At 52.1% G+C, this 26,969-nt stretch carries 18 protein-coding genes; 6 read left to right on the top strand and 12 right to left on the bottom strand.

The window, feature by feature from the left end; genetic code table 11:
* Positions 1 to 43: 43 nt before the first annotated feature.
* Together oqxB and CKQ54_RS23945 are read right to left on the bottom strand one after the other, a co-directional pair.
* Complete coding sequence (oqxB, locus tag CKQ54_RS23950) at positions 44 to 3,196, bottom strand: multidrug efflux RND transporter permease subunit OqxB (RefSeq protein WP_120163574.1); 3,153 nt, start codon at positions 3,194 to 3,196, stop codon at positions 44 to 46.
* Between the two features lie 16 nt (positions 3,197 to 3,212).
* Positions 3,213 to 4,436 (bottom strand): efflux RND transporter periplasmic adaptor subunit, encoded by a 1,224-nt coding sequence (locus CKQ54_RS23945; protein ID WP_208644646.1) that lies wholly within the window; start codon positions 4,434 to 4,436, stop codon positions 3,213 to 3,215.
* 357 nt (positions 4,437 to 4,793) lie between these two features.
* Between CKQ54_RS23945 and CKQ54_RS23940 the strand changes: the two genes are divergently transcribed.
* The 3 genes from CKQ54_RS23940 to CKQ54_RS23930 all read left to right on the top strand — a co-directional run bounded on the left by CKQ54_RS23940 (position 4,794) and on the right by CKQ54_RS23930 (position 6,995).
* Positions 4,794 to 5,150 (top strand): helix-turn-helix domain-containing protein, encoded by a 357-nt coding sequence (locus tag CKQ54_RS23940; protein WP_112286681.1) that lies wholly within the window; start codon positions 4,794 to 4,796, stop codon positions 5,148 to 5,150.
* Positions 5,151 to 5,526: 376 nt separating this feature from the next.
* Positions 5,527 to 6,288 (top strand): 2-dehydro-3-deoxy-D-gluconate 5-dehydrogenase KduD, encoded by a 762-nt coding sequence (gene kduD / locus CKQ54_RS23935; RefSeq protein ID WP_120163575.1) that lies wholly within the window; start codon positions 5,527 to 5,529, stop codon positions 6,286 to 6,288.
* Between the two features lie 68 nt (positions 6,289 to 6,356).
* On the top strand, positions 6,357 to 6,995 hold the full coding sequence (locus CKQ54_RS23930) for an RpiB/LacA/LacB family sugar-phosphate isomerase (protein ID WP_112286679.1): 639 nt from the start codon (positions 6,357 to 6,359) through the stop codon (positions 6,993 to 6,995).
* 193 nt (positions 6,996 to 7,188) lie between these two features.
* Here CKQ54_RS23930 and CKQ54_RS23925 read toward each other — a convergent pair whose 3' ends face one another.
* Both CKQ54_RS23925 and CKQ54_RS23920 read right to left on the bottom strand, forming a co-directional pair.
* Complete coding sequence (locus CKQ54_RS23925; protein ID WP_120163576.1) at positions 7,189 to 7,509, bottom strand: cupin domain-containing protein; 321 nt, start codon at positions 7,507 to 7,509, stop codon at positions 7,189 to 7,191.
* 3 nt (positions 7,510 to 7,512) lie between these two features.
* Positions 7,513 to 8,694: an oligogalacturonate lyase family protein gene (locus CKQ54_RS23920; RefSeq protein WP_120163577.1), complete on the bottom strand. Its 1,182-nt coding sequence runs from the start codon at positions 8,692 to 8,694 to the stop codon at positions 7,513 to 7,515.
* A gap of 283 nt (positions 8,695 to 8,977) precedes the next feature.
* On the opposite strand from CKQ54_RS23920, the gene proP reads away from it, so the two are divergent.
* The gene (proP, locus tag CKQ54_RS23915) at positions 8,978 to 10,480 is read left to right on the top strand and encodes a glycine betaine/L-proline transporter ProP (RefSeq protein WP_112286704.1); all 1,503 of its coding nucleotides are present in this window, start codon (positions 8,978 to 8,980) and stop codon (positions 10,478 to 10,480) included.
* 122 nt (positions 10,481 to 10,602) lie between these two features.
* Positions 10,603 to 12,084, top strand: a complete 1,482-nt coding sequence (gene amyA / locus CKQ54_RS23910) for an alpha-amylase (RefSeq protein WP_120163578.1) — start codon at positions 10,603 to 10,605, stop codon at positions 12,082 to 12,084.
* 45 nt (positions 12,085 to 12,129) lie between these two features.
* Here the strand turns inward: amyA and CKQ54_RS23905 are convergent, their stop codons facing one another.
* From CKQ54_RS23905 to CKQ54_RS23895, 3 genes are read right to left on the bottom strand one after another with little or no spacing between them, the layout of a single operon-like run.
* Positions 12,130 to 13,452: a hypothetical protein gene (locus CKQ54_RS23905; RefSeq protein WP_120163579.1), complete on the bottom strand. Its 1,323-nt coding sequence runs from the start codon at positions 13,450 to 13,452 to the stop codon at positions 12,130 to 12,132.
* Entirely contained in the window at positions 13,449 to 14,711 is a 1,263-nt protein-coding gene (locus tag CKQ54_RS25695) for a hypothetical protein (RefSeq protein WP_208644645.1), read from the bottom strand. Before CKQ54_RS25695 ends, CKQ54_RS23905 begins: the two co-directional genes overlap by 4 nt.
* A 4-nt stretch (positions 14,712 to 14,715) precedes the next feature.
* Entirely contained in the window at positions 14,716 to 16,401 is a 1,686-nt protein-coding gene (locus tag CKQ54_RS23895) for an Hsp70 family protein (protein ID WP_120163580.1), read from the bottom strand.
* Positions 16,402 to 16,784: 383 nt separating this feature from the next.
* On the opposite strand from CKQ54_RS23895, the gene CKQ54_RS23890 reads away from it, so the two are divergent.
* Positions 16,785 to 17,390, top strand: a complete 606-nt coding sequence (locus CKQ54_RS23890) for a helix-turn-helix domain-containing protein (protein WP_113878166.1) — start codon at positions 16,785 to 16,787, stop codon at positions 17,388 to 17,390.
* 91 nt (positions 17,391 to 17,481) lie between these two features.
* On the opposite strand, the gene fbaB is transcribed toward CKQ54_RS23890, so the two are convergent.
* From fbaB to CKQ54_RS23865, 5 genes are all read right to left on the bottom strand, one after another.
* Entirely contained in the window at positions 17,482 to 18,531 is a 1,050-nt protein-coding gene (fbaB, locus tag CKQ54_RS23885; protein WP_120163581.1) for a class I fructose-bisphosphate aldolase, read from the bottom strand.
* 252 nt (positions 18,532 to 18,783) lie between these two features.
* Positions 18,784 to 21,177 carry a virulence factor SrfC family protein gene (locus CKQ54_RS23880; protein ID WP_120163582.1) on the bottom strand — a complete coding sequence of 798 codons (2,394 nt, stop codon included), beginning with the start codon at positions 21,175 to 21,177 and terminating at the stop codon, positions 18,784 to 18,786.
* Complete coding sequence (locus CKQ54_RS23875) at positions 21,174 to 24,146, bottom strand: virulence factor SrfB (RefSeq protein WP_120163583.1); 2,973 nt, start codon at positions 24,144 to 24,146, stop codon at positions 21,174 to 21,176. The genes CKQ54_RS23880 and CKQ54_RS23875 overlap by 4 nt, the downstream gene beginning before the upstream one ends.
* A gap of 4 nt (positions 24,147 to 24,150) precedes the next feature.
* Complete coding sequence (locus CKQ54_RS23870) at positions 24,151 to 25,533, bottom strand: SrfA family protein (protein ID WP_120163584.1); 1,383 nt, start codon at positions 25,531 to 25,533, stop codon at positions 24,151 to 24,153.
* Between the two features lie 198 nt (positions 25,534 to 25,731).
* Positions 25,732 to 26,787 (bottom strand): hypothetical protein, encoded by a 1,056-nt coding sequence (locus tag CKQ54_RS23865; RefSeq protein ID WP_120163585.1) that lies wholly within the window; start codon positions 26,785 to 26,787, stop codon positions 25,732 to 25,734.
* Positions 26,788 to 26,969: the final 182 nt, after the last annotated feature.

Raw genomic sequence — 26,969 nt, 5'->3', positions numbered from 1 at the left:
AAGCCGGGATATTTTCCCGGCTTTTTGCGTTCTGATTTTCAGATCAGGCAGTTTGTGTTTCCACGACGACTTTCTTACGCGTCACCAGCTTACGCAGCGCCACATAGAATACCGGCGTCAGGAACAACCCGAACAGTGTTACACCCAGCATACCGGAGAACACGGTAATCCCCGTCACTCCGCGTACTTCAGCGCCGGCACCGTGTCCCAGGATCAGCGGTATGGTCCCTGCGATAAACGCAATTGATGTCATCACGATAGGTCGCAGACGAAGACGACATGCTTCCAGAGCCGATTCAATAATCCCTTTACCCTGCATTTCCAGCTCGCGGGCAAATTCGACGATAAGAATCGCGTTTTTACAGGCAAGTCCCATCAGCACCACCAGCCCGACCTGAACGAACACGTTGTTATCGCCACCGGTCAGCCAGACGCCGAACAGCGCAGACAGCATGGTCATCGGAACAATCAGAATGACCGCCAGCGGCAGCGTCCAGCTTTCATACAAGGCCGCCAGCACCAGGAACGCCAGCAATACCGACATCGGGAATACGATCAGCGCCGCGTTACCTTGTGTCGATTGCTGATAACTCAGGTCAGTCCATTCGATATTCATCCCGTTCGGCAGCAGATTTTTAGACATTGCAGTCAGCTCCGTCATCGCCTGCGCAGAAGACAGCACGCGCGGATCAGCATCGCCAATCAGGTCTGCCGCCGGGTAACCGTTATAGCGGATCACCGGATCAGGCCCGTAAGTGGTGGTGATATTCAGCATGCTGCCAATCGGCACCATTTCGCCTTTATCGTTACGTGTACGCAGATTAGCGATATCTTCCACGCTGTCACGGAACTGGCCATCGGCCTGCGCCATGACTTTCCAGGTACGACCAAAACGGTTGAAGTCATTGATATACGACGACCCGAGATAAACCTGCAACGTACTGAACAGGTCATCAAGGGACACGCCCTGAGCTTTGGCCTTATCGCGGTCGATATGCGCATCCAGCTGAGGCACGTTAGCCTGATAAGAGGAAATAGGATAACCCATGCCAGGCGTCTGCATAATGGCACCGGACATGGTATTGATCGCCGTCTGCAACGCACCGTAGCCCAGCCCTGCACGATCCTGCACATACAGGGAGTAACCCGAACCCTGACCCAATCCGAGAATTGGCGGTGGCATAATCGAGAAGGCAAATCCTTCCTGAATCTGCGAGATTTTGGCATTAATTTCCGCGTTAATCTCTGCCGCCGTGCGGGTACGTTCGCTCAGGGGTTTAAGCGCGAAGAAGACCGTGCCGGTATTTGGCGTATTGGTGAACTGCAACGCATTCAGTCCCGGGAAAGCGACCGCATCAATCACCCCGTCGGTACTCAGTCCCATGGCGCTGATTTTGCGGATCACCGCGTCTGTACGGGACAGCGACGCCCCTTCAGGCATCTTCACACCGGCGATCAGATACAGTTTATCCTGCGTCGGAATAAAGCCGCCCGGCACCGCTTTGAACATAAATGCCGCGCCGCACAACAGCAGAACATAAACACCAAATACAGCACCACGACGCCCGAGCGTTTTCGACACCGCACTCTGATAACGATGAGAACTGGCATTAAAGAAACGGTTGAAAGGACGGAAAATCCAGCCGAACAGACGGTCGATCAAACGAGACGGCAAGTCTTTCGGCGCGCCATGTGGTTTGAGCAACAGTGCAGCCAGCGCGGGGGAGAGCGTCAGCGAGTTAATGGCGGAAATCACGGTAGAAATCGCGATAGTCACTGCAAACTGCTTGTAGAACTGACCGGTTACGCCGGACAGAAACGCCATCGGCACAAACACCGCACACAGCACCAGCGCAATCGCAATGATCGGCCCGGAAACTTCCCGCATTGCCTGATGCGCGGCCTCTCTCGGGGCGAGTCCTTCCTCGATATTTCGCTCGACGTTTTCCACCACCACAATGGCGTCATCAACGACTATCCCTATCGCCAGTACCAGCCCGAACAGGCTTAACGTATTGAGCGAGAATCCCAGTAAATACAGAATACTGAATGTCCCGATGACTGAAATCGGCACTGCCAGTAACGGAATGATCGACGCACGCCAGGTTTGCAGGAACAGGATAACCACCAGCACTACCAGCACCACGGCTTCGAGCAGCGTATGGACTACGGCACTGATCGAATCACGCACAAACACCGTCGGGTCGTACGGCGCACGCCAGGTCATGCCTTCCGGGAAGCGGGCCGACAGTTCAGTCATCTTGGCACGCACGGCATCCGACAAATCAATGGCGTTAGCCCCCGGCGACTGGAAGATACCAATACCCACGGCATCTTTATTATTAAGCTGGGAACGAAGCGCATAACTGCCGGAACCCATTTCGATGCGCGCGACATCCCGCAGACGAACAATTTCACCATTATCACCACTTTTCAGGATGATTTTGCCGAACTCGTCTTCGTCTTTAAGCCGTCCCTGCGCATTGATGGACAGCAGATAATCGCTGTCTTTTGGCATCGGCTCTGCGCCAAGCTGACCGGCAGAAACCTGCACGTTCTGCTCCTGCATGGCTTTCACCACATCAGAAGCCGTCAGGCCACGGGCCGCAACTTTGTTCGGATCCAGCCAGACGCGCATGGCATATTCACCCGCACCAAAAATCTGGATCTGCCCGACACCCGGCAAACGCGCCAGCTCATCTTTCACTTTCAGCGTGGCGTAGTTGCTCAGATACAGGGAATCATATTTGCCGGAAGGGGACACCAGATGCACCACCAGCGTTAACGTTGGCGATTGCTTCTGAGTGGTTACCCCCTGACGGCGGACATCTTCCGGCAGACGCGCTTCCGCCTGCGCCACACGGTTTTGCACCTGAACCTGCGCCTGATCCGGATCGGTACCCGGACGGAAAGTGACGGTCGTGACCAGCACGCCATCCGAACCGGCGACAGATTTCATGTACACCATGTTTTCCACGCCGTTAATGGCTTCTTCCAGCGGCGTCGCCACGGTTTCAGCAATCACTTTCGGGTTGGCACCCGGATATTCGGCGCGTACCTGCACGCTTGGCGGAACGACGTTAGGATATTCACTGACCGGCAGCAGAGGGATCGCAATAGCCCCGGTGACCAAAATCAAAATCGACAAAACAGCCGCAAAAATAGGCCGGTCGATGAAAAAACGGGAAAAGTCCATGAGTCAGGATTCTCTTTTATTGAACGGCAGCAGGAGAAGGCGCGGCAACATTGGCGGCCATGCTGACGGTTTTGGCATTCACCGGCATTCCCGGCATAAAGACTTTTTGCACACCATCAATGATGACGCGATCACCGGCTTCCAGACCTTTTTGCACAATCCGCAATCCGCCGGACATCCTGCCGACTTCCACATCGCGACGCTGGGCTTTACCGTCTTTATCGACCACATACACAAACTTGCGGTCCTGATCGGTCAGCACGGCTTTATCATCCACCAGCATGGCGCTGAACTGCGCGCTGCCCGGCATCTGAACGCGGGCAAATAATCCAGGCGTAAAAGTACGGTCGCGGTTATCGAGCAGGGCGCGCATACGGATGGTGCCGGTGCCGGAATTGAGCTGGTTATCGGTGAAATCCACCACGCCCTGGTGCGGATAACCGTTTTCGCCAACTAAGCCCACGTGAACCGGCAGACGATTTTGCGGGTTGTCATTGAATTTTCCGTCGCGGGCCAGCGCCTGATAACGCAGGAAAGTGCCTTCATCTACGTCGAAATAGACATAAACGGTATCGAGCGAAACCAGCGTGGTCAGCACACTGGCGCTGTCACCGGCGGTCACCAGATTTCCTGAAGTGATCATCGCGCGGCTGGCGCGGCCATCAATGGGTGAAGTTACGCGGGTGAAATCAAGATTAAGCTGCGCCATATCAAGCTGTGCCTGAGCGGCCAGCACATCTGACTGCGCCTGAGATGCTGCGGAACGGCGCTGCTCGGCGATTTCTTTTGATACCGCCTGGGTACCCATCAGCGCTTCGGTACGTGCCGATTCACTTCTCGCCAGACCGGCCTGATTACGCGCACGGACCAGTTCTGCCTGAGCCTGTTCCTGTGCAGCGCGGTAAGTGCGGTCATCAATGGTGAATAACACCTGACCTTTTTTCACTTCCTGACCTTCCTGATAATTCACCTTATCGATGTAACCGGACACCCGAGGGCGCAGTTGCACACTTTGTACCGCTTCCACGCGTCCGTTAAACGCATCCCACTGGCTTATAGATTTAATCAAAACATCTGCGGCACTGACCTGCGGGGCAGGTGGAGCCGAATTTTGTGCCACGCTGTTATCACACCCGGCAAGCAGGGCAACCATCAGCGCGATCCCTGAAAGGCGCAACGTCAAATGCGAGCCACCGGAGCGGCCGCGTGCAACAACCTGTGATTTTTGCAGGTTAATCATTATTTTTATTTCCAGTGAGTAAGTGCTGCCAGGCAATACACGGCCTGTCCGCCGGGTAACGTCCTTTGCCTGATCTGACTTTTTTGGGACTTGTGCCGTTCATCAGCACAATAATGTATCAAATACTGATACAATTGATTCGAGGGGATTGTAGGGATGCTCCTACTAAAGTGCAAGAATTACTGTTACACTTTCTGTGCTATTTTACAGAATGTTTACTTCGGGGTGGGTGACTATCCGGTAATGGCAAATTAAGTGCAATAGTAAAACTTGCATTTAAGCGAAAACTAGGTCAGTTTATAAAAAGACGAGTCGCCCTCGGGGCGCACAAACAAAAAAATAAGCAGGAGATTGCCCATGAGAACCGAGGATTTCATTCACGACCTGATCGACTGGATCGATCACAATCTGGAAGAGCGACTGGATATTAAAACCGTTGCCAAACGTGCAGGCTATTCGCGCTGGTATCTTCAGAGAATGTTCAAAGAGCACACCGGTTTACCGATGGGCGAATTCATTCGTGAGAAAAAACTGAAGAAATCTGCCGATATGCTGGCCAGCAGCGGAGAGCCGATTGTCAGCGTGGCGATTTCGCTGGGTTTTGACTCCCAACAATCTTTTACACGTAGCTTCAAACGTCAGTTCGGTCAGACGCCTGGTGACTGGCGCCGCGGTCTGAATATGTCTGCGGAATGTCAGGGCTGCCTGCACTGATTCTTCTCTCCACTTACTCCCGGTAAGTGTGTACCGCTGGCCCGGCTTCCTGCCGGGCAGTGAACTCTGTTTTCTCGCGTGTCTCATCATCTCTCACAGTTATTCTCACGATGCTTTACGTCGAACTTATCTCTGCTTTTTACCTCACTTTATGATGACCATTTCAGGCATCCGCACAGCGGCATTTCTCAGGACGTGATCAACCCAACAAAAAACGACATCAAAGTTCATCTAAATTGAAATGATGTTTCATTTTGTTGAGTTGAGAGAATTTTCTCGTTAAACTCCTTTCATGACTCAGGAGCCGGGCACAGCCCGACAACCAAAAATCCTACGGAAAAGCGCATTCGCCTCCGTTTTATGAAAAGGAAACATCATGATTCTGGATAATTTTTCTCTGAAGGGAAAAGTCGCGGTCGTCACCGGTTGTGATACCGGTTTGGGGCAAGGCATGGCCATTGGTCTTGCTGAAGCAGGGTGTGACATTGTCGGCATCAATATTGTCGAACCTGCTGAAACCATCGAACGTGTCGGCGCGACAGGGCGTCGTTTCCTGAGCCTGACGGCCGATCTTAGCGATACTAAAGTGATCCCGGCGCTGCTCGAACGTGCGGTGTCGGAAATGGGCCATATCGACATTCTGGTCAATAACGCCGGTATTATCCGCCGTGAAGACGCCATTGAGTTCAGCGAAAAGAACTGGGATGACGTCATGAACCTGAACATCAAATCTGTCTTCTTCATGTCACAGGCGGTGGCGAAACAATTCATCGCGCAGGGCACCGGCGGCAAAATCATTAACATTGCGTCGATGCTTTCTTATCAGGGCGGCATCCGCGTTCCTTCCTACACCGCATCGAAAAGTGCCGTGATGGGCGTCACCCGTCTGCTGGCGAACGAATGGGCGAAACACAATATCAATGTGAACGCCATTGCACCGGGCTACATGGCCACCAACAACACTCAGCAACTTCGTGCCGATGAAGCGCGCAGCGAAGAAATCCTGGGGCGTATTCCTGCAGGTCGCTGGGGTTTGCCTTCTGATCTGATGGGACCGGTTGTTTTCCTGTCTTCTCCGGCATCCGACTATATTAATGGCTACACGATTGCCGTTGACGGCGGCTGGCTGGCTCGTTAATTACGCCAATTATTGCTCAATAATCACCGACAGCGGCGGGTCACACCGCTGCCCAAAGAGGAAATCTCATGAAAATTGCATTGATGATGGAAAACAGTCAGGCCGCTAAAAACGCGATTATCCTGAAAGAACTGAACGCAGTGGCATCTGAGAAAGAATATCCGGTGTACAACGTGGGCATGTCTGATGAGCAGGATCACCACCTGACCTACATCCATCTGGGCATCATGGCCAGCATTTTACTCAACTCCAAAGCGGTTGATTTTGTCGTGGCGGGCTGCGGCACCGGACAGGGTGCGCTGATGTCACTGAACATTCATCCGGGCGTTAACTGCGGTTACTGTATTGATCCTGCAGATGCTTTCCTGTTCGCGCAAATCAACAACGGCAACGCATTGTCACTGCCATTCGCCAAAGGTTTCGGCTGGGGCGCAGAACTCAACGTGCGTTTCATCTTCGAGAAAGCCTTTACCGGCGAGAAAGGCCAGGGTTATCCGGCTGATCGTAAAGAACCTCAGGTACGCAATGCCGGTATTCTGAACCAGGTGAAAGCCGCGGTAGTGAAAGAAAACTATCTCGATACGCTGCGTGCCATCGATCCGGAACTGGTGAAAACCGCCGTGACCGGTGAACGTTTCCAGAAATGTTTCTTCGAGAACTGTCAGAACAAAGAGATCGAAACCTTCGTGCGTGAAATCCTCGCGTAAGATTTCATTTTCTTGATGACAAAAAAACCGGTGCCCATGTGGCACCGGTTTTTTATGCAGCTCTATTCGTTTAACCCTAAATATTTTAAGTTGTATCAAGGCGGCAACTGAGCGAATCCCCGGGAGCTTACTAAAGTAAGTGACCGGGGTGAGTCAAGGCAGCCAACGCAGAGACGGCTCAAAAGATGACGGGTTACAGAAAATCCATTCTTTGGGGCGTGAAGGTATCTAACAACACCCCTTTCTCCAGACACACGCAGCCGTGCATGATGTACGGTTTTTTGTATAACGTGTCGCCCGCGGTCACTTCGTGAGTTTCCTCGCCGATAGTGAATTTGAAGCGACCGGAAAGCACGTACGTCAGTTGCTCATGCACATGGTTATGCATCGGCCCGACTGCGCCTTCCTCAAAATACACTTCGACGGCCATCATGCTGCCGTTATGTGCCAGAACGCGACGGCTTATACCGTCACCTAAATCCTGTAAGGGGATCTCTTTTTTAAATACAAACATCGGTTAGTCCTTTCTTAACGAGCTGAGCAGGGCATCCGGAATTTCTGCCAGATACAGCGCCGGCAGGCCTTCGTAATCAGTGGTAAAAAGCACGTGGCGGTCGTCCGGCGAGAAAGAAGGGTGCGGATGCGTCACCTGACGGTCGCCATCCAGCACACGCCATGAACTGTTATGGGCAGCAAGCGGGGCATGCTGACGGGTACGGGCGTCGAAAATATACAGCCATGGATCGTTTTCAATCGTATGGCTGGCGGTATCTTTCACATCAACCGGCGTGCCGGAACCGTCACCGACCAGCAGCGTTCCGTTCTCATTACTCATCAGATGCGAACACGCAGGCATGGTCATCAGGCAAATATCTTCGCCGGTTTGCGGATCAAAACGGCGGATATGGCGGTCGTGCTGGCCTTTAAGATAAGACACATACATCAGCGCGGAGCCGTCCGGCACCCAGAATTCGTGCGTACAGCTTTCACCCGGTGCATGTTCCTTCACCTTGCGCACATTGCTGCCATCCTCATCCACCAGCCACATGCGGGCATCCACCAGATCGTGCGGGCCTTCATGACAGAACGCGACGGTATGGTCGTCAAAAGGACGATAAATCGGATGCCCGAGCCATTCATTCTTTTCGTGTATCACGCGGGACTTGCCGTTGATGAGATCGACACGCAACAGGCGGCAGTGGGGATGACTATGATAAAACTCCTGGAAGATTTTCCAGTCAGATAACGGCGTCCAGTCTTTACGACTGATTTCAATGCCCACCAGACTGGTGCATTCGCTGTTCGCCACCCAGGTGCCGTATCCAACCCAATCTTCCGGCACGGTATAAACGGTTTTTTCGCTGAAATCGTCCAGTTTTACGCACTGCAAACTGCGCTCATTTTTCACGTAATACAGACACTGATCGTCTGGCGACAGGAAGCCACCGAAGGTATTGTCACCTTGTCCTTCCGTCAGCTGAACCGCCTTTTGCGTCTGCAGATCCAGCAAATAATAGTTGCGGTTACCTTCAAACTCACCAGCAAACAGCAGCTTGCCGCCGTCACGGGTAAAGCATTTCTGATAGAAATAGTTGCGATGGCAAAGAACATCGGGCGGGGTCAGACGCGTCACGCGCGCGCCGGTCTGTGCGTCCTGAACCGTGTGAAAATTGAATTGAATCTGAGAACCTTTCGCCATGATTCACCTCATAAGTGGCAATAAAATCAGCCTTGTGTGGGCTTTTGTTTATTAATTGAAATGCAATTTCATTAAATTGAAAACACATTACCACTTACCGTTGCACACTGGCGGCGATCGCTGCCGAAAATGCAACATTGATCACATTTTTCCCTTCTGTAAAAAACATTCTATAATGTCATGGTTTCGTAAATAACAATTGATACCCAAAATAGATTAAGGGTGCTGAACACATACCTCACGCTTTACACAGTGAAGTTATTTTAGAAAAGGGATGTACATGATTAGATTAAGAAAGAAACGCGTTAAACCGATGCAAATCAACGACATTACTATCATTGATGATTCCAAGCTCAAGAAGGCGATCACCGCAGCTGCGTTAGGTAACGCAATGGAGTGGTTCGACTTCGGTGTATACGGCTTTGTCGCTTTTGCACTGGGTCAGGTCTTCTTCCCGGGCGCCGATCCGGGCATTCAGATGATTGCCGCTCTGGCTACCTTCTCCGTTCCGTTCCTCGTCAGGCCTCTGGGCGGCCTGTTCTTTGGTGCGTTGGGCGATAAGTTTGGCCGTCAAAAAGTATTATCCGTCACCATCATTATCATGTCGGTCAGTACCTTCTGTATCGGCCTGATCCCCGGTTACGCCACCATCGGTATCTGGGCTCCGATTTTGCTGTTACTGGCTAAACTGGCACAGGGCTTCTCGGTCGGGGGTGAATACACCGGCGCAGCGATTTTCGTTGCCGAATATTCCCCTGACAGAAAACGTGGCTTCCTCGGCAGCTGGCTGGACTTCGGCTCTATCGCCGGTTTTATCCTCGGCGCGGGCGTGGTGGTATTGATTTCCAGTATTGTCGGTGAAACCAACTTCCTCGAATGGGGCTGGCGTATTCCGTTCTTCATCGCCGCACCGCTGGGCCTGATCGGTATCTACCTGCGTCATGCGCTGGAAGAGACCCCGACGTTCCAGCAGCACGTTGATAAAATCGACAGCGATTCCCGTAAGGACATTGCAGAGCCGCCGAAAGTCTCTTTCCGTGAAATTCTGACCAAGCAGTGGAAACCGCTGATCGTCTGCGTCGGGATGGTGATTGCGACTAACGTCACTTACTACATGTTGCTGACGTACATGCCGAGCTACCTGTCTCACAGCCTGCATTACTCAGAAGATCACGGCGTGCTGATTATCATCGCCATCATGGTCGGTATGCTGTTTGTACAGCCGTTCATGGGCTTGCTGAGTGACCGATTTGGCCGTAAACCGTTCGTTCTGATCGGCAGCGTGGGTCTGTTCATTCTGGCTATCCCGTGCTTCATTCTGATTAACAGCGGTGTTGTCGGGCTGATTTTTGCCGGACTTCTGATCCTCGCGGTATTGCTGAACTGCTTCATCGGCGTCATGGCATCGACACTGCCGGCCATGTTCCCGACACACATCCGCTACAGCGCGCTGGCGATTGCTTTCAACATCTCCGTGCTGATTGCCGGTCTGACACCGACCATCGCCGCCTGGCTGGTCGAAGCCACCGGTAACCTGTATATGCCTGCTTACTACCTGATGGTGGTGGCAATCATCGGCCTGGTGACCGGTATCTTCATGAAAGAAACGGCTAACCGTCCGCTGAAAGGCGCAACGCCGGCCGCATCGGACCGTGCAGAAGCGAAAGAAATCCTTCAGGAACATCACGACAATATCGAACAGAAAATCGAAGATATTGACGCGCAGATTGTTGAACTTGAAGCTAAAAGAAAGAACCTGATTGCGCAGCATCCTGATATTGACTGATCATACTCCCGCGTAATCTCAAAGCCGGTCACCTCACTGACCGGCTTTTTTTTGCTCCGCGCCGCATTTTTTCCATTCCTGCTCCATACTTCATTTCCCGGTCATCTGAATGGAAAGCCTGTATGCAGAATCCTACGTTGTTTCAGTTCTTTCACTGGTATTACCCGAACGGTGGACAACTCTGGCCGGAAGTGGCCGAAAAGGCCGCATGGCTGGCCGAAACCGGTATCACCGCCGCGTGGCTCCCGCCTGCTTATAAAGGGGATTCCGGCGGTTACTCGGTTGGTTATGACACCTACGATTTGTTCGATTTGGGTGAGTTTGACCAGAAGGGAAGCCGCGCAACAAAATACGGCGACAAAGAGGGTTTACTCGCCGCCATCAACGCACTGAAGTCTAACGGAATGGGCGTGATCCTTGATGTGGTGCTCAATCATAAAATGGGTGCGGATGAGAAAGAACGCGTGCAGGTAAACCGCGTCAATATCGATAATCGTGAAGAAATCAGTGACGACATCATTGAGGCCGATGCCTGGACGCGCTTTATATTCGCTGCCCGCAACGGCCAGTATTCGAAATTCATCTGGGATTTTCACTGCTTCAGCGGCGTCGATCATATCGAAAATCCTGACGAGAATGGCATCTTCAAAATCATCAACGATTACACCGGTGGCGGCTGGAACGATCAGGTGGATGACGAATTCGGTAACTACGATTATCTGATGGGCGCCAATGTCGATTTTCGCAACAACGCGGTCAGCGAAGAGCTTAAATACTGGGCACGCTGGCTTCTTGAACAGACCGGCTGCACCGGATTCCGTCTGGATGCGGTTAAGCACATACCGGCATGGTTTTATAAAGACTGGATCGATCATGTCCAGAATGAGGCTGAAGAACCGATTTATATCGTGGCTGAATACTGGTCGCACGATGTGCCGACGCTGCAAAATTATATTGAGCAGGTCGAAGGCAAAACCATGCTTTTCGATGCGCCGTTGCAGCTGAATTTTCATCACGCTTCAAAGCAAGGCGCAGATTACAACCTGAGCCAGATTTTCGACAATACGCTGGTAGCAGCCGATCCGGCACATGCCGTCACGCTGGTGGCAAACCACGATACTCAGCCGTTGCAGTCACTGGAAGCGCCTATTGAACCCTGGTTCAAACCGCTGGCCTATGCGCTGATTTTGCTGCGTGAACAGGGCGTGCCGATCGTCTTTTATCCGGACTTGTGCGGTGCGAATTACGAAGATGAAGGCGATGACGGCAACAGTTACACCATCGACATGCCGGTGATCCCTGGGCTGGAAACCTTAATTAAAGCGCGGCAAACCCACGCATGGGGCGTTCAGACCGATTATTTTGATCACCCGAACTGTCTGGCCTTCAGCCGCAGCGGTACCGCCGAGCATCCGGGCTGTGTCGTCGTGATGTCAAACAGCGAAGCCGGGGAAAAAGCCATCGAAATGGGTGATAATTTCGGCCATAAAAAATGGCATGACCTGCTGGGTAACCGCGAAGAGATCATCGAAACTGACGAAAAAGGATCGGCAGTATTCTTCTGCGCCGGGGGCAGTGTCAGTGTCTGGGTGCTGACAGAATAAGTACCCGGGCGGGCTTGCTTATCAAAAGCAGCCCGCCCGCAATAACTAACGGAAGCCGAAAGCGATCAGCAGGGAATACATTGCCAGCAGCAAAATGAAGGCTACAACACCCACCACTCCTGAGGCTTTTTTCATACACTCCCAGGGGAAAATCACTAAAATAATCATCGAGTTTAGTGGAACGCCATACCACTTCCAGTGTTTTGGCGCCATCATCCATAGCACGCAACAACTGCTGGCACTGAGTACCGCGTAGTTGGTGACGGCCATAGCCAGGTTTCCCGTTTCAGGCTTAAACATCGTGAAAAAGCCCAACATTATCTTCACGATAATACCGACCGACAGCAGCGAGAACGCGCACACCGTGCCACATAATATTCGCGGCCACTTACGGAGTTTTTGTTCAAGAAAACTGTAGCCGTGAATATACAAGCCAATGATGGCAATGAGTATGATACGTGACCGCCAGGGATCCGGATGTTCGCGTGTCGCCAGCATGATGAGCAACAGCCAGAAGCCCGTCAGAAATACCGTTCCCCAGCGCAAAACCACTCGGGTTTCAGACAACGTTTTCAGTAAAACTGAATTTAAACGCGGCAACAGTGCAGGATAATAAGTCCTGATGTCTCTGAGCTTGTCGTGCAGCGATGTCATAAAATCTGGCACCAGTCTGGCCCACCACGGCAACGTAGCGCCTTCAACGGTCAGAAGTCTCAGGCGCAAACGGTTAAGCGCTGAATTCTGATACTCCCGTTCCATGTGCGACCAGTAATAGTTTGCACCGGTCATTTCAACCTGATGCTGAAGTGCCGCCAGCCGGTATGGGGAAATACCTTCCGGCTGATAATGATCAATATCCCAACCCATGACCTCTGAAACACGAATAAGCAGGGCCGAATTCAGTCCCTCGCGCTCACTCAGTTGCGCAGCCAGTTCCTGACTGAATACTTCCCGCAGACGCAGATTTTGTAAAAGCCCGCCGGATAGCGCGGATTTCAGCAGGCTCAGGCCTTCGGTTTCATCGTCCATCATGACATCAATGATTTCTGTCACCGGCTTTAACGCCTCTAATTCCTGCTCCAGCGCATCATCAATATCTGGCGTGAGCTCTTTTAAAGGCTCAATGTGAACCGGCGTCGGTAAGGTGAAAGAAGGGGATTCATCGACAATCTCCGTGACAACGTCACTCCGCAAAGAGCGCGCCGCATAACCCTTCGCCTGCTCGAACGCCTCCCTCAGCCGCTGATAGCCTTCCGGATCTTGATCTGGCCGCGTGGTTTTCAATTTCCGGGCGTAAGCGCGTTTGATAATGCTCAGATCATCAGTAGGTTCGATGTCTAAGACTGACCAGATGTGTGGATTGTTCATGCCACCGCCCAGGTCACTAGCCACGAATAGAGGAATAACATCACGGCACAAATGACAATGCGCCATATCACCCCCGTCTTTTTTGCCTGCTGCCAGGGGAATGTGACAAATGCGGTCAGGCTATTGCTGATAAGGTTGTACCAGCGCCAGTATCGCGGACAAATTGCCCATATGAGGAAAAGTACGAAAGTGGTAAGCATGCCAAAAAGTGCAGAACCACGGCCCGGGTCGTCGTACATAAAATGCAGTTGCCCATAAAGGCCGCTGAAAATTTTAGCAAACACACCTAAAATGAGAAGCGAAAGCAGAGTTTCGTATATCGCCACAACGTGCTGAGAATGTCTGAATTTGCGCTGTAGCTCGCTTTTACACCACGTACAGACAAGGAGAACGCAAATAATAATCGACATATCGCGCAGCGGATGTTCGTCGTGGCGAATTCCAATAGCGATCGCCATTCCCCAGAACACGATAAAAAATGCTGTACTCCAGCCCAGTTCTAAACGCAGTCCGGATAATGTTTTAAGCAGCTGAGGATTTACTCGCTCCAGCAAGACAGGATGGTACGCGCTGATTTCCTCTACAGTCTGGCGTAGCTTGCCGACATAACCGGGAATTAACCTTGCCATAAAAGGCAGCTTTTTGCCCTCAACGCTCAAAAGCTCAAATCGTTCATGTTCCTGCATGGACTTCTCGGGTTTATTTACGAGGGAGTCCCAGTATTGCGAAGCCTCTGTGTTCTCCGTCTGCGCGTAAATCGCCCATAACTGGTCCGCTGAAATCCCTTCAGGTCTGAAATTCTCGATTTCCCATCCCATCATGGCAGCCACATTGATTAACATTGAACGGGTAACGCCTTTACGTTTACCCAATTCTTCTGCCAAAAAATGGCTGAACATTTCGCGGGCGTGAATATTTTCAAGCGGACCGTCAAACAAACAGGTGTACAGCCTTTCAAAACCGGCGGGGACATCGGCTAGCAGCAAAGTCACAATTTCATCGACCTGATTGAGGACCTGCTGTTGTGAAACCGGCTCATTGTATTCAGCCTTCACCACGTCGATGAAAGCACGGTCTTGGGGAGGATTTAAATCCCCTGAATAGGAAATATCCTTCGCCTGCTCGAACGCCTCCCTCAGCCGCTGATAGCCTACCGGATCTTGATCTGGCCGCGTGGTTTTCAATTTCCGGGCGTAAGCGCGTTTGATAATGCTCAGATCATCAGTAGGTTCGATGTCTAAGACTGACCAGATGCCCATCCGTTTACTCCCATTCCCTGCGCAGATACGCGATCAGTTCCTCGATTTCCTTGCGCGCTGCAGCGATCTGGCGGGCATCCTGCGTATCAAGAATTCGTTCAAAATGGTACAGGTGATCGGCAATATACTGTCGCTGTTCACCAAGGCTCTGCTCATAATACGCATTCGCTTCGGCCACCAGTTGCCGGTTAACCAGTTGTTCACGCGGATGCTGTTTGATGGCATCGAGTTTTCGCAAGCTTTCAGTTATTTGCTCGGGTGTCAGGCTGCCCGGCGCTTTTTCTATGACCAGTTTTTCGCTCAGGCCCGTTCTGTTGATCTTGCACTCCACCTCCAGAATACCATCCAGAGTGTAAGTGAAACGGACGTCAGCGCTGGCCTCACCGGCAGGGAGAGGAGGAACATCAACTCTGAGCATGCCGAGCAGTACGTTATCGGAAACAAGCCGGGACTCTCCCTGATAAACGCAGATATCCAGATGTTTCTGTTGGTCAAACACCGTCATGATGGTTTCGACCCGGCTCACTGGCACAAAACTGTTGCGCTCGATCAGCGGCAGGAAATGGCCATCTTCATAACCTTCGCCCTTGCGACGCGAAGTAGCGATACCGAGTGTAAATGGCATCACGTCAGTGAGAACAATATCGTCGAGTGCCTGATCCTGAAGCACCAGTCCGGCCTGAATACCGGCCCCGATTGCAATGGCTTCATCGGGTTGCAACTCACCGCGTGGGAAGCGCCCGAACAGACGAGCTACCGCCTGACGTACCAGCGGCATCCTCGTGGCACCACCAACCAGCACGATGTGATCCATTTCATCGGCCGAGAATCTGGCATCACGCAGTGCCTGCATAACCGGCTTTTTCATCCGCTCCAGCGTGCTTTCGCAGCACTGCAACAGAATGTCGGTAGTGAGGTTCCAGCTAAGAGTTTCACCCTGCCACTGGTATTGCAGCGTGGTGCTCTCTTCAGTCGTCAGCTGGCACTTGGCTTTTTCAGACAGTGTCAGTAATTGTCCGAACAATGCGGTATTTTCTTTATCCAGACGGGGATATTGGTTCAACATCCAGCTGGCAAGACTGCGCGTGAAATCATCACCGCCAAGGAAGACATCGCCGCTGCTGGCGCGGACTTCGATCACGCCTTCAAACATATCGATGATCGAGACATCAAAAGTGCCGCCGCCCAGGTCAAACACCAGAAATTTATGTTCCTGCTGATTTGCCAGTCCGTAAGCCAGCGATGCGGCGGTCGGCTCGTTGAGCAAACGTTCAACATGCAGCCCTGCGAGTTCACCCGCAGCCCTGACCGCGTTACGCTGTACATCGTTGAAGTAAGCAGGGACGGTGATGATGGCGCGGTCACACTTGCAGCCACAGTGCTGTTCCACGTCTGCTTTCAGGCTACGCAGAAGCAGGGCGGACAGTTCTTCAGCACGAAAATGCTGGTTACCCAGTCGGAATGAATGATCCGTTCCCATGAAACGTTTAAAACTGGCGAGGGTAAGTTCCGGATGAGTAAATAAGCGTGCATGTGCGGGGGCCCCCACCAGCATATGCCCGTCATCGTCTATCCCGACCACCGAAGGGGTCAGATTTTTTCCATAGACATTGGGAACCAGCAGAGACTGACCGTCCTGCCATATCGAAACAGCACAGTTTGAAGTACCTAAATCTATCCCTATCAACATCCGTATGCCCCCTGAGACAGTCGGAGAAACAACCGTGAGAATTTTGATCGGCTGAATGCAGAAAATATAGTGAACATTCTAGCGTTACTGCTTTGATGTTCCGATAAAATTTTTGAATTTTGTTTAATCAGATTAAGCGGCTGGCGAAGCGAGTCATTAACCACCCCTCATGGGATTATCTTTATCCGAGGTTATTACAGAAAAGGAGTATCCGTAAGATACAATTCACTCATTGAACAGGGGAATTTTAAAATCAACAGTTTTTATGGTGTAAAAGTAGACTCGAAAAGTGTTGAGCACTGCCCGTAACTGAGTAATATCAGCCGCAAGCCTGCAAGAGGATAACAGGCGCTATTTATTATCTTAATAAGCTGAAGCCCGTCATGTTAAATATTATTTTTGATGATCCGAATGCAGCATATCGTTATGGTATGGAGAATTTCCTTACGCAGATATTTTCTCTGGAAAAGAAAATCCCTGTACAGATATCTGATCTGACTGAAGAAAACATTCCTGCTGCGAACATTATCGTTAAAAGATTCAGCGCTGGCGAAAGTACTATTTGCCAGCCACTATTTCAGCAACGCACTCCGCACAGTTTGATTATTGCCGTGTACGACTGCCGGACAGTGCCGTTCGTCACAGACCTGCCGTTGTGTATTACTAACATTATTTTTATTAACCGTAAGAGCTCTCTTGAACATATCAGAAAACGGGTGATCAGCGGCTGGGCGAACCACACGACCGGTATTCCTGACCAGTTGCCACGTGATTGTGCCAACTGCAAGCAACCAGAGTTGTCTGCAAAAGAGGCCAGAGTTGCAACGCTGATCCACGCGGGTAATGATGTGGGGCATATTGCCAAAAAATTGCAGATAGCAGAGAAGTCCGTCAGCGTGCATAAAAGAAAAATCATGGCTAAATTCAATCTGCTATCGGATTCGGAATTACTCAGTTGTCTGAAATTAATTAAAAACAAAATATTCTGAGATGATGCCTAAAAAAGCCGGAAGAAACCTTCCGGCCAGCATGCATATATTACTAAACTTATACTTCTAAACTTACATTGCTAAAATAGCATCAGGCAATAGTGACTTTCTTATCCAGATAAACATCCTGTACAGCGTTTATCAGAGAAACGCCTTCTTTCATAGATTTCTTAAAGGCCTTCCGTCCCAGAATCAGGCCCATGCCACCCGCACGTTTATTGATAACTGCCGTACGGACCGATTCCTGGATATCATTTTCACCGGCCGCGCCGCCGGAATTAATTAAACCAGCACGCCCCATATAACAGTTAGCCAGCTGATAACGTACCAGATCGATGGGGTGATCGGTGGTGAGTTTGGAATACACACGCTCATCGGTATAACCGAATTTCACCGCTGTATAGCCGCCGTTATTTTCCGCCATTTTCTGTTTCACGATATCCGCGCCAATGGTCGCAGCCAGATGGTTGGCTTGTCCGGTCAAATCGGCGCTGGAATGATAATCCTTGCCGTCTTTCACAAACGCCGGATTACGCAGATACGCCCACAAAACAGTGACCATTCCCAGTTCATGCGCACGCTCGAAAGCGGCTGAAATTTCTTCAATCTGGCGGCGAGATTGTTCCGAGCCAAAATAAATCGTCGCACCGACTGCCTGTGCACCAAGATTGAATGCCTGTTCCACGCTGGCATACAGCGTCTGGTCGTATTGCGTCGGATAGCTCAGGGTTTCGTTATGATTCAGCTTAACCAGGAACGGAATTTTGTGGGCATAGCGGCGTGAAACTGACGCTAAGACACCGTATGTGGATGCCACACAGTTACAGCCGGCTTCAATTGCCAGTTCGACAATATTTTTAGGATCGAAGTAGAGGGGATTCGCGGCAAAGGAAGCGCCTGCGGAGTGCTCGACGCCCTGATCCACCGGCAAAATGGACAGATAACCCGTTTTGGCTAAGCGTCCGGTGTTATACAAGTTTTGCATTGCGGTAAGCACGCGGGGAGAGCGGTTATTGTCGATCATTACACGGTCAACAAAATCGCTGCCGGGAAGATAAAGCTGATCGGCGGTGATAGTGGAACATTGATGCTGCAGCAGTGAATCAGCTTCTTTACCGAGTAACTTAGCGATATCAGTCATATGGACTCCTTTTCGGCTCTTTGCGAACGCTCAGAGCAGTGAATGAAATTTCCTGACCCCATACTTATAGTCGCCTTACCGGCATTTTGTGTAACTCAGATTGCGCTTTTGCAGCAGTCGATCACTCTGCGCTTACTCCCTCGTCATAGAATTTTGTGCTTTCAGTTGGTTTGCAGAAGAACGCCTGGCAGCCCACTTAAGGTGAGAATTAATACCAAAACCCGGAACACCACGCTGGTGTCCCGGTTTTTTTCAGCTTACGACTCTCAACACCTTCAGCAACCGCGCCAGACTGTCGCGTTGCGTTGCCGGGATTTCACCGCCCGCTGCGTAACCTGCATTACGCATGATGCTTTCCTGCAAACCCACCAGCCAGTCGTAGATATAAAACGCGGTGGAATTGGTCGGGGTAGCCGATAATTTAGTCAGGCGCTGGGATGACTTCCAGCTGGCGACGCTTTTCTTCGGTTTGGCGAAAATCTTGTGGCCTTTGTTAATACGGCTTTCCGGACGCTCAGCTTCCGGTTGTTTTTCAAAACCCAGCCACGCCACAAAATCACCCAGCACGGTCAGCGCACGGGAAACCTGCCGGTCGGCATGATGATCATGTTCACGCGCGCCCGCCGGTAATGTGCTGCCCAGAGACCGCACCAGCGCTTCGCCCATATTAAGTCGGAAACTGGCGGTGATCAGCTCTTCCATCAGCAATTCAACCGTCGGTTTCGCCACGCCAAGCAAGGCGATCAAGGGTTCGTTTTCCGGCAGGCTGCGCAGATGGTTGATCCAGTAACGCTGTACCTGACGGGCAAAGGCGGTGCCGTCATCCGGTTTAGCCTGCCAGACTGGCGCGTCCTGTTGTTCAGCGAACAGATCAATATCAATGCCAATACCAAAACTCTCTGCACCGTTTTGATCCTGAGCGCCGGAATCCACTGGCTGGCCGGTATGTTCCAGATAAATACGGTGCAGCTCGTCGCGGCCAGGCAACAGCTTTTCCAGGAGTTCGCCATGAACACCGGTGCGGGTTTGCAGCGCTTTAATCACTGTTTGTACCGTGCGCTGTTTCTGCAACGGGTCAGCCGCTTCGCCTTCCTGATACCAGCGACCCAGCAGGTTATCCGCCAGTTCACGATGCAGTTCATCACGCAATTCACTCAGACGGTTGAGACGCACATCAGGACGAATTTCAGCCACCAGATAATCCGCCATGCGTTGCAGACCCCGCTCGTCCATCGCCAGCAGCGCGCCCCAGGCATCGCCCGGATTGCCGACATGACGCTGGACGGCCTCGTCGAAATGCACAGACTGCGTCATCCGCCGGTCGAACGGGGTCAGCACCCACACCAGCCCCGGTTTGCGGCGACTGCGCACCTGTGTGTTTTCGCCGTGCATCTCTTTCACCCAGTGCTCAAGCGTCCGGCCCACAGCGACCACATCATCGCGTTTATCCGCAGCGGTGCAAACCATCAGCATATTCATCTCATGGCGGTCGGTGTAACGTTCCGGCAGATAAGCAACTTTGGCACGAAACAACGGGCTGATATCATCACCGCCATCATCGTCACTTTCATCGTTTTCAGCGCTGCCGTAGCCCGGTAAATCCAGTAAATCAAACTGTTCGAATAACGCTTCGCGTGGCGGCGAAAGCAGGGGGATTTGCACTTCTGCGGCCAGCAAGGTCAGCTCTTCAAGTGACAACGTCACCGGTGCTGTGCTCGTACCTTCAACTTCGGGGCAGACGGAAATCTCAATGTCAAAGGCCGGAGACTGACTGAAAATCCCATCAGCCGGTTGCATCGCGTCATCAACCAGCACGCTGAGCGGAGCCAGCAGACTTTTTGCGCCGCCCAGATGTTGCAGCGTATGCGCGTAATGACGGTAAGCCGTGGTCAGCGCGGGCACGTTGTCCCACAGTATGGAAAACAAACGCGCACGGTCATCGACATTCAGATACGGCGCGAGATTTACCGCGACCGGCCAGAAGTGCGCATTGAGGTGGCGAAAACGACGGGCATCCAGCCGAATCATAGAATCCCATAATCCCATCATCTGCTCGCTGCTGAAGCCTTCAACCGGCTCCGGCTGGCGATGCATCATCAGCTTATTCAGATGCTCGGTGATCTGCTGCGTATCCGGCACGTGATAATGACTGTCCGGCTGGAAGGCGCGGATAACAATGCGGGCCAGATCTGGCTCATTCAGTAACAACACGCGTACCGGGAAAGCCCGGTCGCGCACATCAGACTGACGGGTGAAGCGGGTGGCAAGGCGTGCAGTGCGGTTGCCCGGATTAATTTGCGTCAGATAATCCAGCGTGACGCCGCCCAGACGGGTTTCCAGCCGGCCATAATTCCCCGCTGCCAGCGAGCAGATCAGATAGGATTTTCCCGCCTGAGAATGACCGTAAAAGCCCAGCGCGGGCGGCAGTTCGCAGGCCAGTGCCAGACGCTGCGCTTTATCGCGGCAGCGTTTTAGCTGCAAATTCAGCCGGTCAGCTTCAAGATCTAAACGCGGTGCCTGAGCGCGGGTGTGTTCCACCCAGTTCAGCGCGTCACCGATGGTGTCAGACGCGGCGGCAAACTGACGTTGCAGCACATTTGTAGTCACTGCCTGTGCCGGGATTGTTGCTGTTGTGCGTGTTGTCATGAGACGAATACGCTCCCACTGTCGATCCAGTAATGGCTTTCGCCCAGTGTATTTAGCCGCAGACGCAGATGATGAACGGGCACTTTGGTGCCGTTATCCAGCACTGCGCTGGCTATATCAAAAAATTCAGGCGTCGGGTGATCTTCGCCTTTTTTCACCGCCATTTTCACCCGCAGCACGCTGTCACCGGCCACTTTACGCGCCAGTTCAGGTTCGGCAATTGACAGGGTATACAGCGGTGACGCAGGCCAGCGGTCATTTTCCAGCTGACGGAAGCCCAGACAAATGGCACCACGAATACGGAAACTGGCCGCGCTGTCGAGTTTGTAATCATGGGCATCGAGGTCAATATCGCTGTAACAGACGTTCTCGTCGGTCAGCGCCTGATTGCCATCGAGCATGCCCAGATAACGTACGGTCGAATAAGGCTGGAAATCACCGGCTTTGAAATAGAAGCCCGGCAGACGCAGATCCAGCGCCAGCAGACACAGCATTGCGCCCACGGCGGCGGTAGATTTCGGGTTATCGATGCGACCGAGTTTATTAAACGGATACCAGCCGCTGGTGTGATAACCGTCGAGCGATAACATGCGGTTAATCGGCAGCGGTTGCAGGTGACGGAACAACGCCTGAATCCCCGGGAAGCGCGAAGGGCGGCCGGTCAGCAGCAGGACATCGCAATCATGCAACGACACCACTTCACACAGTGAACGCAGATTCTGAGTAATACTCATCCGGTTTGATAAAAATTCACCGTGCAGCTTGCTGAGCTTGAGCACCAGCGGTGTCTGCAAAATATCAAAGACCGCGGAACCGGCAGGCAGCACGCGCTGGATTTCCGTATGAAGATAATCAAGCACTTTTTGCGTCGGTGGCTGTTCCAGCAACTCACCAAACGGTGCGTCAATTTCCGCGTGGGTGTCCAGCGGGTCAAAACGTTCATACACTTCCAGCACCGCATGGGCCAGCGGAATGAAAATTTGCAACGTGCTTTGCTGGCGCAGCGTTGCGTGCCCGTCCATGCGACCTTCGCTGCCGAACAGACGCGTCATCAGCCCGTCAGGATTCGCCAGACCGGCCTTTTTCAGTGCCGCATGAAGCGCTGGCAAAATGTAGAGCTGAATGACGTCGAGCAGAATATCGTCGCCCGCCACTTTGAAGCCTTCGCGGAACAGCAGACGCGGGGTAATTTTGACGTTATTCCCCATACCGTCATCCAGCCAGTATTGGGTAATCGCCAGATCGGTAGTGCCGCCACCGATATCAATGGAGGCGATGCGCAGGGTTTTGCCAACCGGTTCGTCATCCGCCAGTTCGCGGTCAGGACGCGCCATGCTGGCAAAAAATTCACCGGTATGTCCGCCGAAATTCACCTGCGTTTCGTTATACAGATACACCATCTGGCCGCAGGTGGCTTCGTCCCATTCCATCTGCACATCCGGCACCGGCATCAGGCTTTTCGCCTTGTCAGCCGGATGTTTAAAACCGTCATCAGACGGATGCCAGCCCATCGATTTCCACACCAGACCAATCGCTTCCTGCATACGGCGGCGGAAGATTTCGCGCTCCGGTTTAGGCATCGCCGAAGGCAGAGTAAGAATGATATTGCGTAACTGACGCGGGGCGGAAGATCGCAGCATTTTGGTTCGCTGAGCCGGGCTGTTGATTTGCATCAGCGCCTGTGCCAGAAGTTCGGACAACATCAGCGTCATCACCGAACTGCGACTGTAGTGCGCCGAAAACACCGGAAGACGATCGTCAACGGGCAAATCAGACAGCGGCTGGCCTTCATCGTTAATCAGAAACGTCAGCGGCATGGCCGCCGCGACCGGTTCAGCGATCGCGCCGTGCCCGCCCTGACTGAAACGCCAGCCCGGCGTATAACTGTCTTCATCCCACAGATAGCGGCGCGGGCTGGAAATTCCGGTTGATCCTTCGGTACCTTCGCGCAGTAAAGCCAGACGACTGGCTTCGCGACCGGCACGCAAAATCGACGGCCAGATAAACGCATCATCCCGGCCACTTTCGGCAGAAAAGTTAGGTTTGCCGAAGCGCGCCTGAGCAAATTCCACGCGGCTTTCGAACAGTTCGTTATAGAGAAAATGTGGCTGAGAAAGGTCGCGCAGTTGCAGTTCGCTGGTCTGCTTCAGACCGTCAGTTTCGCCGACGTGATCTTCAACCAGAATGCCGCAGGTATGCGAGTTACCAACATCCAGAATCAGGTCCACGTTAATGGACGGTTCCTGCAAGGTGGCACCGCTGATTTTAAGCTCAGGAATACCCAGCTGACTGCCGAGCATTTCCAGTAAATTCAGGTAGTGCGCCTGATATTCAAACTCGCGCAGGGCAACTTTGATGTTGCGTGCCTCACGCTGTTCGCGAATAGCGGATTGTTCGGTAAACACTTCACGCAGCCAGCCGTCAACCCAGGTCTGGTCAAGGAATTCCGGCAGTTCGTCGTTATGCCAGGCCAGCGCAAAACTGATGCCGTTTTTCACATCATCAGGCGTCGGGGCGAGCTGAGTTTGTTCATCATCGCTTTCCACCACACGGGTATCAAAAGCAATCACCACGCGGTGCGTGCTGCCGTCCGCTTCCGGCGTATCCAGCTGACGGATTTGCACCCGCGCCCAGTTATCCGGGCCTGCCATAAAGGTGCGCGGAGGATTAAAGCGCAGGAAAGGCAGCGGTAGCCAGATTTGATCGAGCAATTTAAGCGACTGTTCCAGCGGAAAACTGAACTCCGGACGCACGACTTCCGGCGCGCCGCCGTCGGTTGCCGGTAAAAAGTGTCGGCCATTTTGCGGATTATAATCCAGACGCAACAGAGGGCCGTTGGCACTTTTACGCACAAATTTGGCAGGCAGTTCGAGGTCCCAGACCGGCTTAAGCGCGAAGTCGAGGAACTGGATGCCGCTGTCCCGGATCAGAGTAATCTTTTGTTTAAAATCAGTAATGGTTGCCAGCATGGTCTTATTTACCTTCGCGCTTAATCGTCATTGGGTAAACCGTGTCGCCGTTATAACGGCCCTGACACACGGCAGCGCCAGTCGCGCCCTGGGTACAACTGATTTCCGGCATCTGATATCGGGAGCCGTCACTGCATTTCGCTCTGTAACGGGTATTGATCACCAGATTCCCTGACTGCATCAGCCCGGCATTAACCGGCGCGCGACAGGTAACCCCGGCACCATAGGTAATTTTCACCGTGCCCTGACCCTGTTTGAACTGATAACGCAGCACCGGCGGCTTGCCGGTAACCGGATCTTTGATTTCAACGATGCCATTCCAGTTACCGTTGAGGAATTTCGTCGAACCGATTTTTACCGCATCCGGCGGAAGTACCAGCGCATTTTTGCTGACTGGCGCTGGGGCAGGTTCTGCTACCACCGGCGTTTTCTCGACTTCCGCGACCGGCTCTGGCGCAGGCACCACTACAGCAGCAGGCACGGCTTCCGGGGCTTTCATTTCTGATGCTTTTACTTCCGGGGCTATCACTTCGGATGTTTTCACTTCCGGTGCCTTCGCGGGTTCAGCAACTGGTGGCGGGGCGATCACCGCAGGTTCAGCTGCCGGAGCAGGTTTCCGGGTTTCGGTTTGAGCTGTCTCTGCTTTCGGCGCAGGGGTGCGGGAATACAACCAGCCCGCAGCAGAACCGGCCACGACCAGCGCCGCCACCGGCAGTGCCCAGATCAGCGGCGATATTTTACGGCGCGGTGCAGCCACCGGTTCAGGCGTGACGGCCTCCTGTTCTGCGGCGCGCGCCTCAATGGTTTTTATCACACGCACAGGCGCTTCAGGTGCGATAACCGGTTCAGGCGTTTTGACTTTTTCAGCAGCCAGAGAAAGTGAAGGCAACGGTTCGTCAGCTTTGAGCGTGTCGCGCAAGGCGGCAAAAGGTTCGGCACTGGCGGTGCTGTCGAGGCTGACAAAGCCCCAGAACGTCAGAACAGGCTGGCCGCCGACCAGATAAACGTGGTTCTGATCCGGAAACCGAAAGGCTTTTTCCAGCAGCGCACCAAAAAACTGACTGGCTGATTTTTCAGAGGATTTAGCGGCTTTACTGATTTGCGATACCACATCGAGGCAGTTTTCGAGCTGCCGTAAGGCCGAGGCACGCGCCGCGTCAGTTGCAGCTGCCCAGGAAACCACTTTGCCTTCGCGAGGGGAATACCAGTCGAGACGGTCACCGGCCTCATTAAGTTGAGGAATAGCCAGACAATCCGCGATTGCAGGTTGTTTACGCAGGCGTAAGGTTTCCCGTAATTGCAGGGCTGATGCGTATACCGGCTGCCCGTTTTCGCCCAGCGCAAGGATGTCGTTGAGACTGCCACTGCGTAAAAATGATTTTGCCACGCCTGAATAGCCTTTAGTGGTTTTGCACCGCGCCAGCGCGCAGGCAGAAAAGGTTCATGATGCTGCCACCTTAAGCGATTTAAGCGAAATCAAACGGGGGAATAAGGGTCAAAAAGGGTGGCTGTTTGTTGCGTGACATAAAAGCGGCGGCATCCTCCGCGGGAGGGTGTCGCCGTTAAAATAGCGGAGAATGGCAAATTATCTCAGGAGATCGCGGGAGGCATGTAAAGCCGCCACATATTCCTGCAATTCCGCACCACGGTTTTTGAGCCGCATCTGGCTCTCAATGCTGGCGATAACATTAAGATGAGGTGAACGGATATTGATGATTTCGTGCACGGAATGATAGCCGCCCCCGACGAACAGGGCGATAGCGGACAGGGTTATCTGATCGAGCTGAGACTGACTCAGTTTATCGTCCAGAACATCTGCCGCCGTAAATAAACAGGCGGTGCTGCCGGAGATAGAAGCAAGCAAAGGATTATCACGATCAAACATGCGTTCCACAAATGCCGGACTGCCGTCTGCCAGTTTATGACTGATACGGGTACGAAAAAGCGGTCTGTTTTTCGTCAGTCCGTTAATGGTTAATATTTTTTGCAGTTTCGGATCAAGCTGGCTGAAGACGTCTTTGTCAAGAATACCGATATCTTCACGATAGGTATTCGACATCACGCCGCTGCGTCCCCTCACGGTGAACAGACTGTCAGGCCTGTTTCTTTGCACTATTTTTACTACCGGCGGAACATTATCTTTAAACAGAAATGCATATTTCCCCGCATCATTAATGGCATGATTGATGATAAATTCACCCATAGCCTTAACGAGCAGTATTTTTTTGGCGAAAATTTCTGCTGAATATTCTGATGACATAAGGATAGAAGTAATATCCTTATTAAATACCCTTGCAAACTGGCCAGTAGCATCTACATTTTCTACAACTTCCTTTGCAAAAAAGTTAAATGCTTCAGAGCCGTTATTTTTTAACCAGATCTTCGCAAACTTAGCGCAAAGAATATAAATCGTCTCACCAAAAACAGAGGCATTCCTGAGAATAACGGCAGCAGCCCAGGATTCCTGAACCGTTTTCTCTATATTGTTGAAATTGCGATCGTGTACCAACTTTCCCTGAAACTCATAAGTATGGCTTAACTTTTTTTTCGTGCTGGTGAGTTGAGCAAGTTGTTTGTTTTTCAATCTGTATATAAATAAATCATCTTTGGACTGGGATCCATTTCTTGCCTGTGACAGCATAAATTTCCTTATTAATTAAAAGAATCACTTCTGCAAAAATCATACTTCATTTTTTGGCAGCGGAGTCTAACACAAGGAAATAACCAAACGGATTTAATCGTTAGTTTAGGTTTATTAATAAATTTAATGAATAATAGGAATGGGAAATATCTATTAATAAGATAAATGGTTCTGCTTTGGCG

It is taken from the genome of Rahnella variigena (genome assembly GCF_003610915.1).
In the GTDB taxonomy this organism is placed as follows: domain Bacteria; phylum Pseudomonadota; class Gammaproteobacteria; order Enterobacterales; family Enterobacteriaceae; genus Rahnella; species Rahnella variigena.
This window is presented reverse-complemented; position numbering and strand designations above follow the sequence as displayed.

Bases quoted from the DNA above. Each gene is read 5' to 3' on its own strand.
- oqxB (WP_120163574.1), bottom strand. From the start codon at position 3,196: ATGGACTTTTCCCGTTTTTTCATCGACCGGCCTATTTTTGCGGCTGTT.
- CKQ54_RS23945 (WP_208644646.1), bottom strand. From the start codon at position 4,436: ATGATTAACCTGCAAAAATCACAGGTTGTTGCACGCGGCCGCTCCGGT.
- CKQ54_RS23940 (WP_112286681.1), top strand. From the start codon at position 4,794: ATGAGAACCGAGGATTTCATTCACGACCTGATCGACTGGATCGATCAC.
- kduD (WP_120163575.1), top strand. From the start codon at position 5,527: ATGATTCTGGATAATTTTTCTCTGAAGGGAAAAGTCGCGGTCGTCACC.
- CKQ54_RS23930 (WP_112286679.1), top strand. From the start codon at position 6,357: ATGAAAATTGCATTGATGATGGAAAACAGTCAGGCCGCTAAAAACGCG.
- CKQ54_RS23925 (WP_120163576.1), bottom strand. From the start codon at position 7,509: ATGTTTGTATTTAAAAAAGAGATCCCCTTACAGGATTTAGGTGACGGT.
- CKQ54_RS23920 (WP_120163577.1), bottom strand. From the start codon at position 8,694: ATGGCGAAAGGTTCTCAGATTCAATTCAATTTTCACACGGTTCAGGAC.
- amyA (WP_120163578.1), top strand. From the start codon at position 10,603: ATGCAGAATCCTACGTTGTTTCAGTTCTTTCACTGGTATTACCCGAAC.
- CKQ54_RS23905 (WP_120163579.1), bottom strand. From the start codon at position 13,452: ATGAACAATCCACACATCTGGTCAGTCTTAGACATCGAACCTACTGAT.
- CKQ54_RS25695 (WP_208644645.1), bottom strand. From the start codon at position 14,711: ATGGGCATCTGGTCAGTCTTAGACATCGAACCTACTGATGATCTGAGC.
- CKQ54_RS23895 (WP_120163580.1), bottom strand. From the start codon at position 16,401: ATGTTGATAGGGATAGATTTAGGTACTTCAAACTGTGCTGTTTCGATA.
- CKQ54_RS23890 (WP_113878166.1), top strand. From the start codon at position 16,785: ATGTTAAATATTATTTTTGATGATCCGAATGCAGCATATCGTTATGGT.
- fbaB (WP_120163581.1), bottom strand. From the start codon at position 18,531: ATGACTGATATCGCTAAGTTACTCGGTAAAGAAGCTGATTCACTGCTG.
- CKQ54_RS23880 (WP_120163582.1), bottom strand. From the start codon at position 21,177: ATGACAACACGCACAACAGCAACAATCCCGGCACAGGCAGTGACTACA.
- CKQ54_RS23875 (WP_120163583.1), bottom strand. From the start codon at position 24,146: ATGCTGGCAACCATTACTGATTTTAAACAAAAGATTACTCTGATCCGG.
- CKQ54_RS23865 (WP_120163585.1), bottom strand. From the start codon at position 26,787: ATGCTGTCACAGGCAAGAAATGGATCCCAGTCCAAAGATGATTTATTT.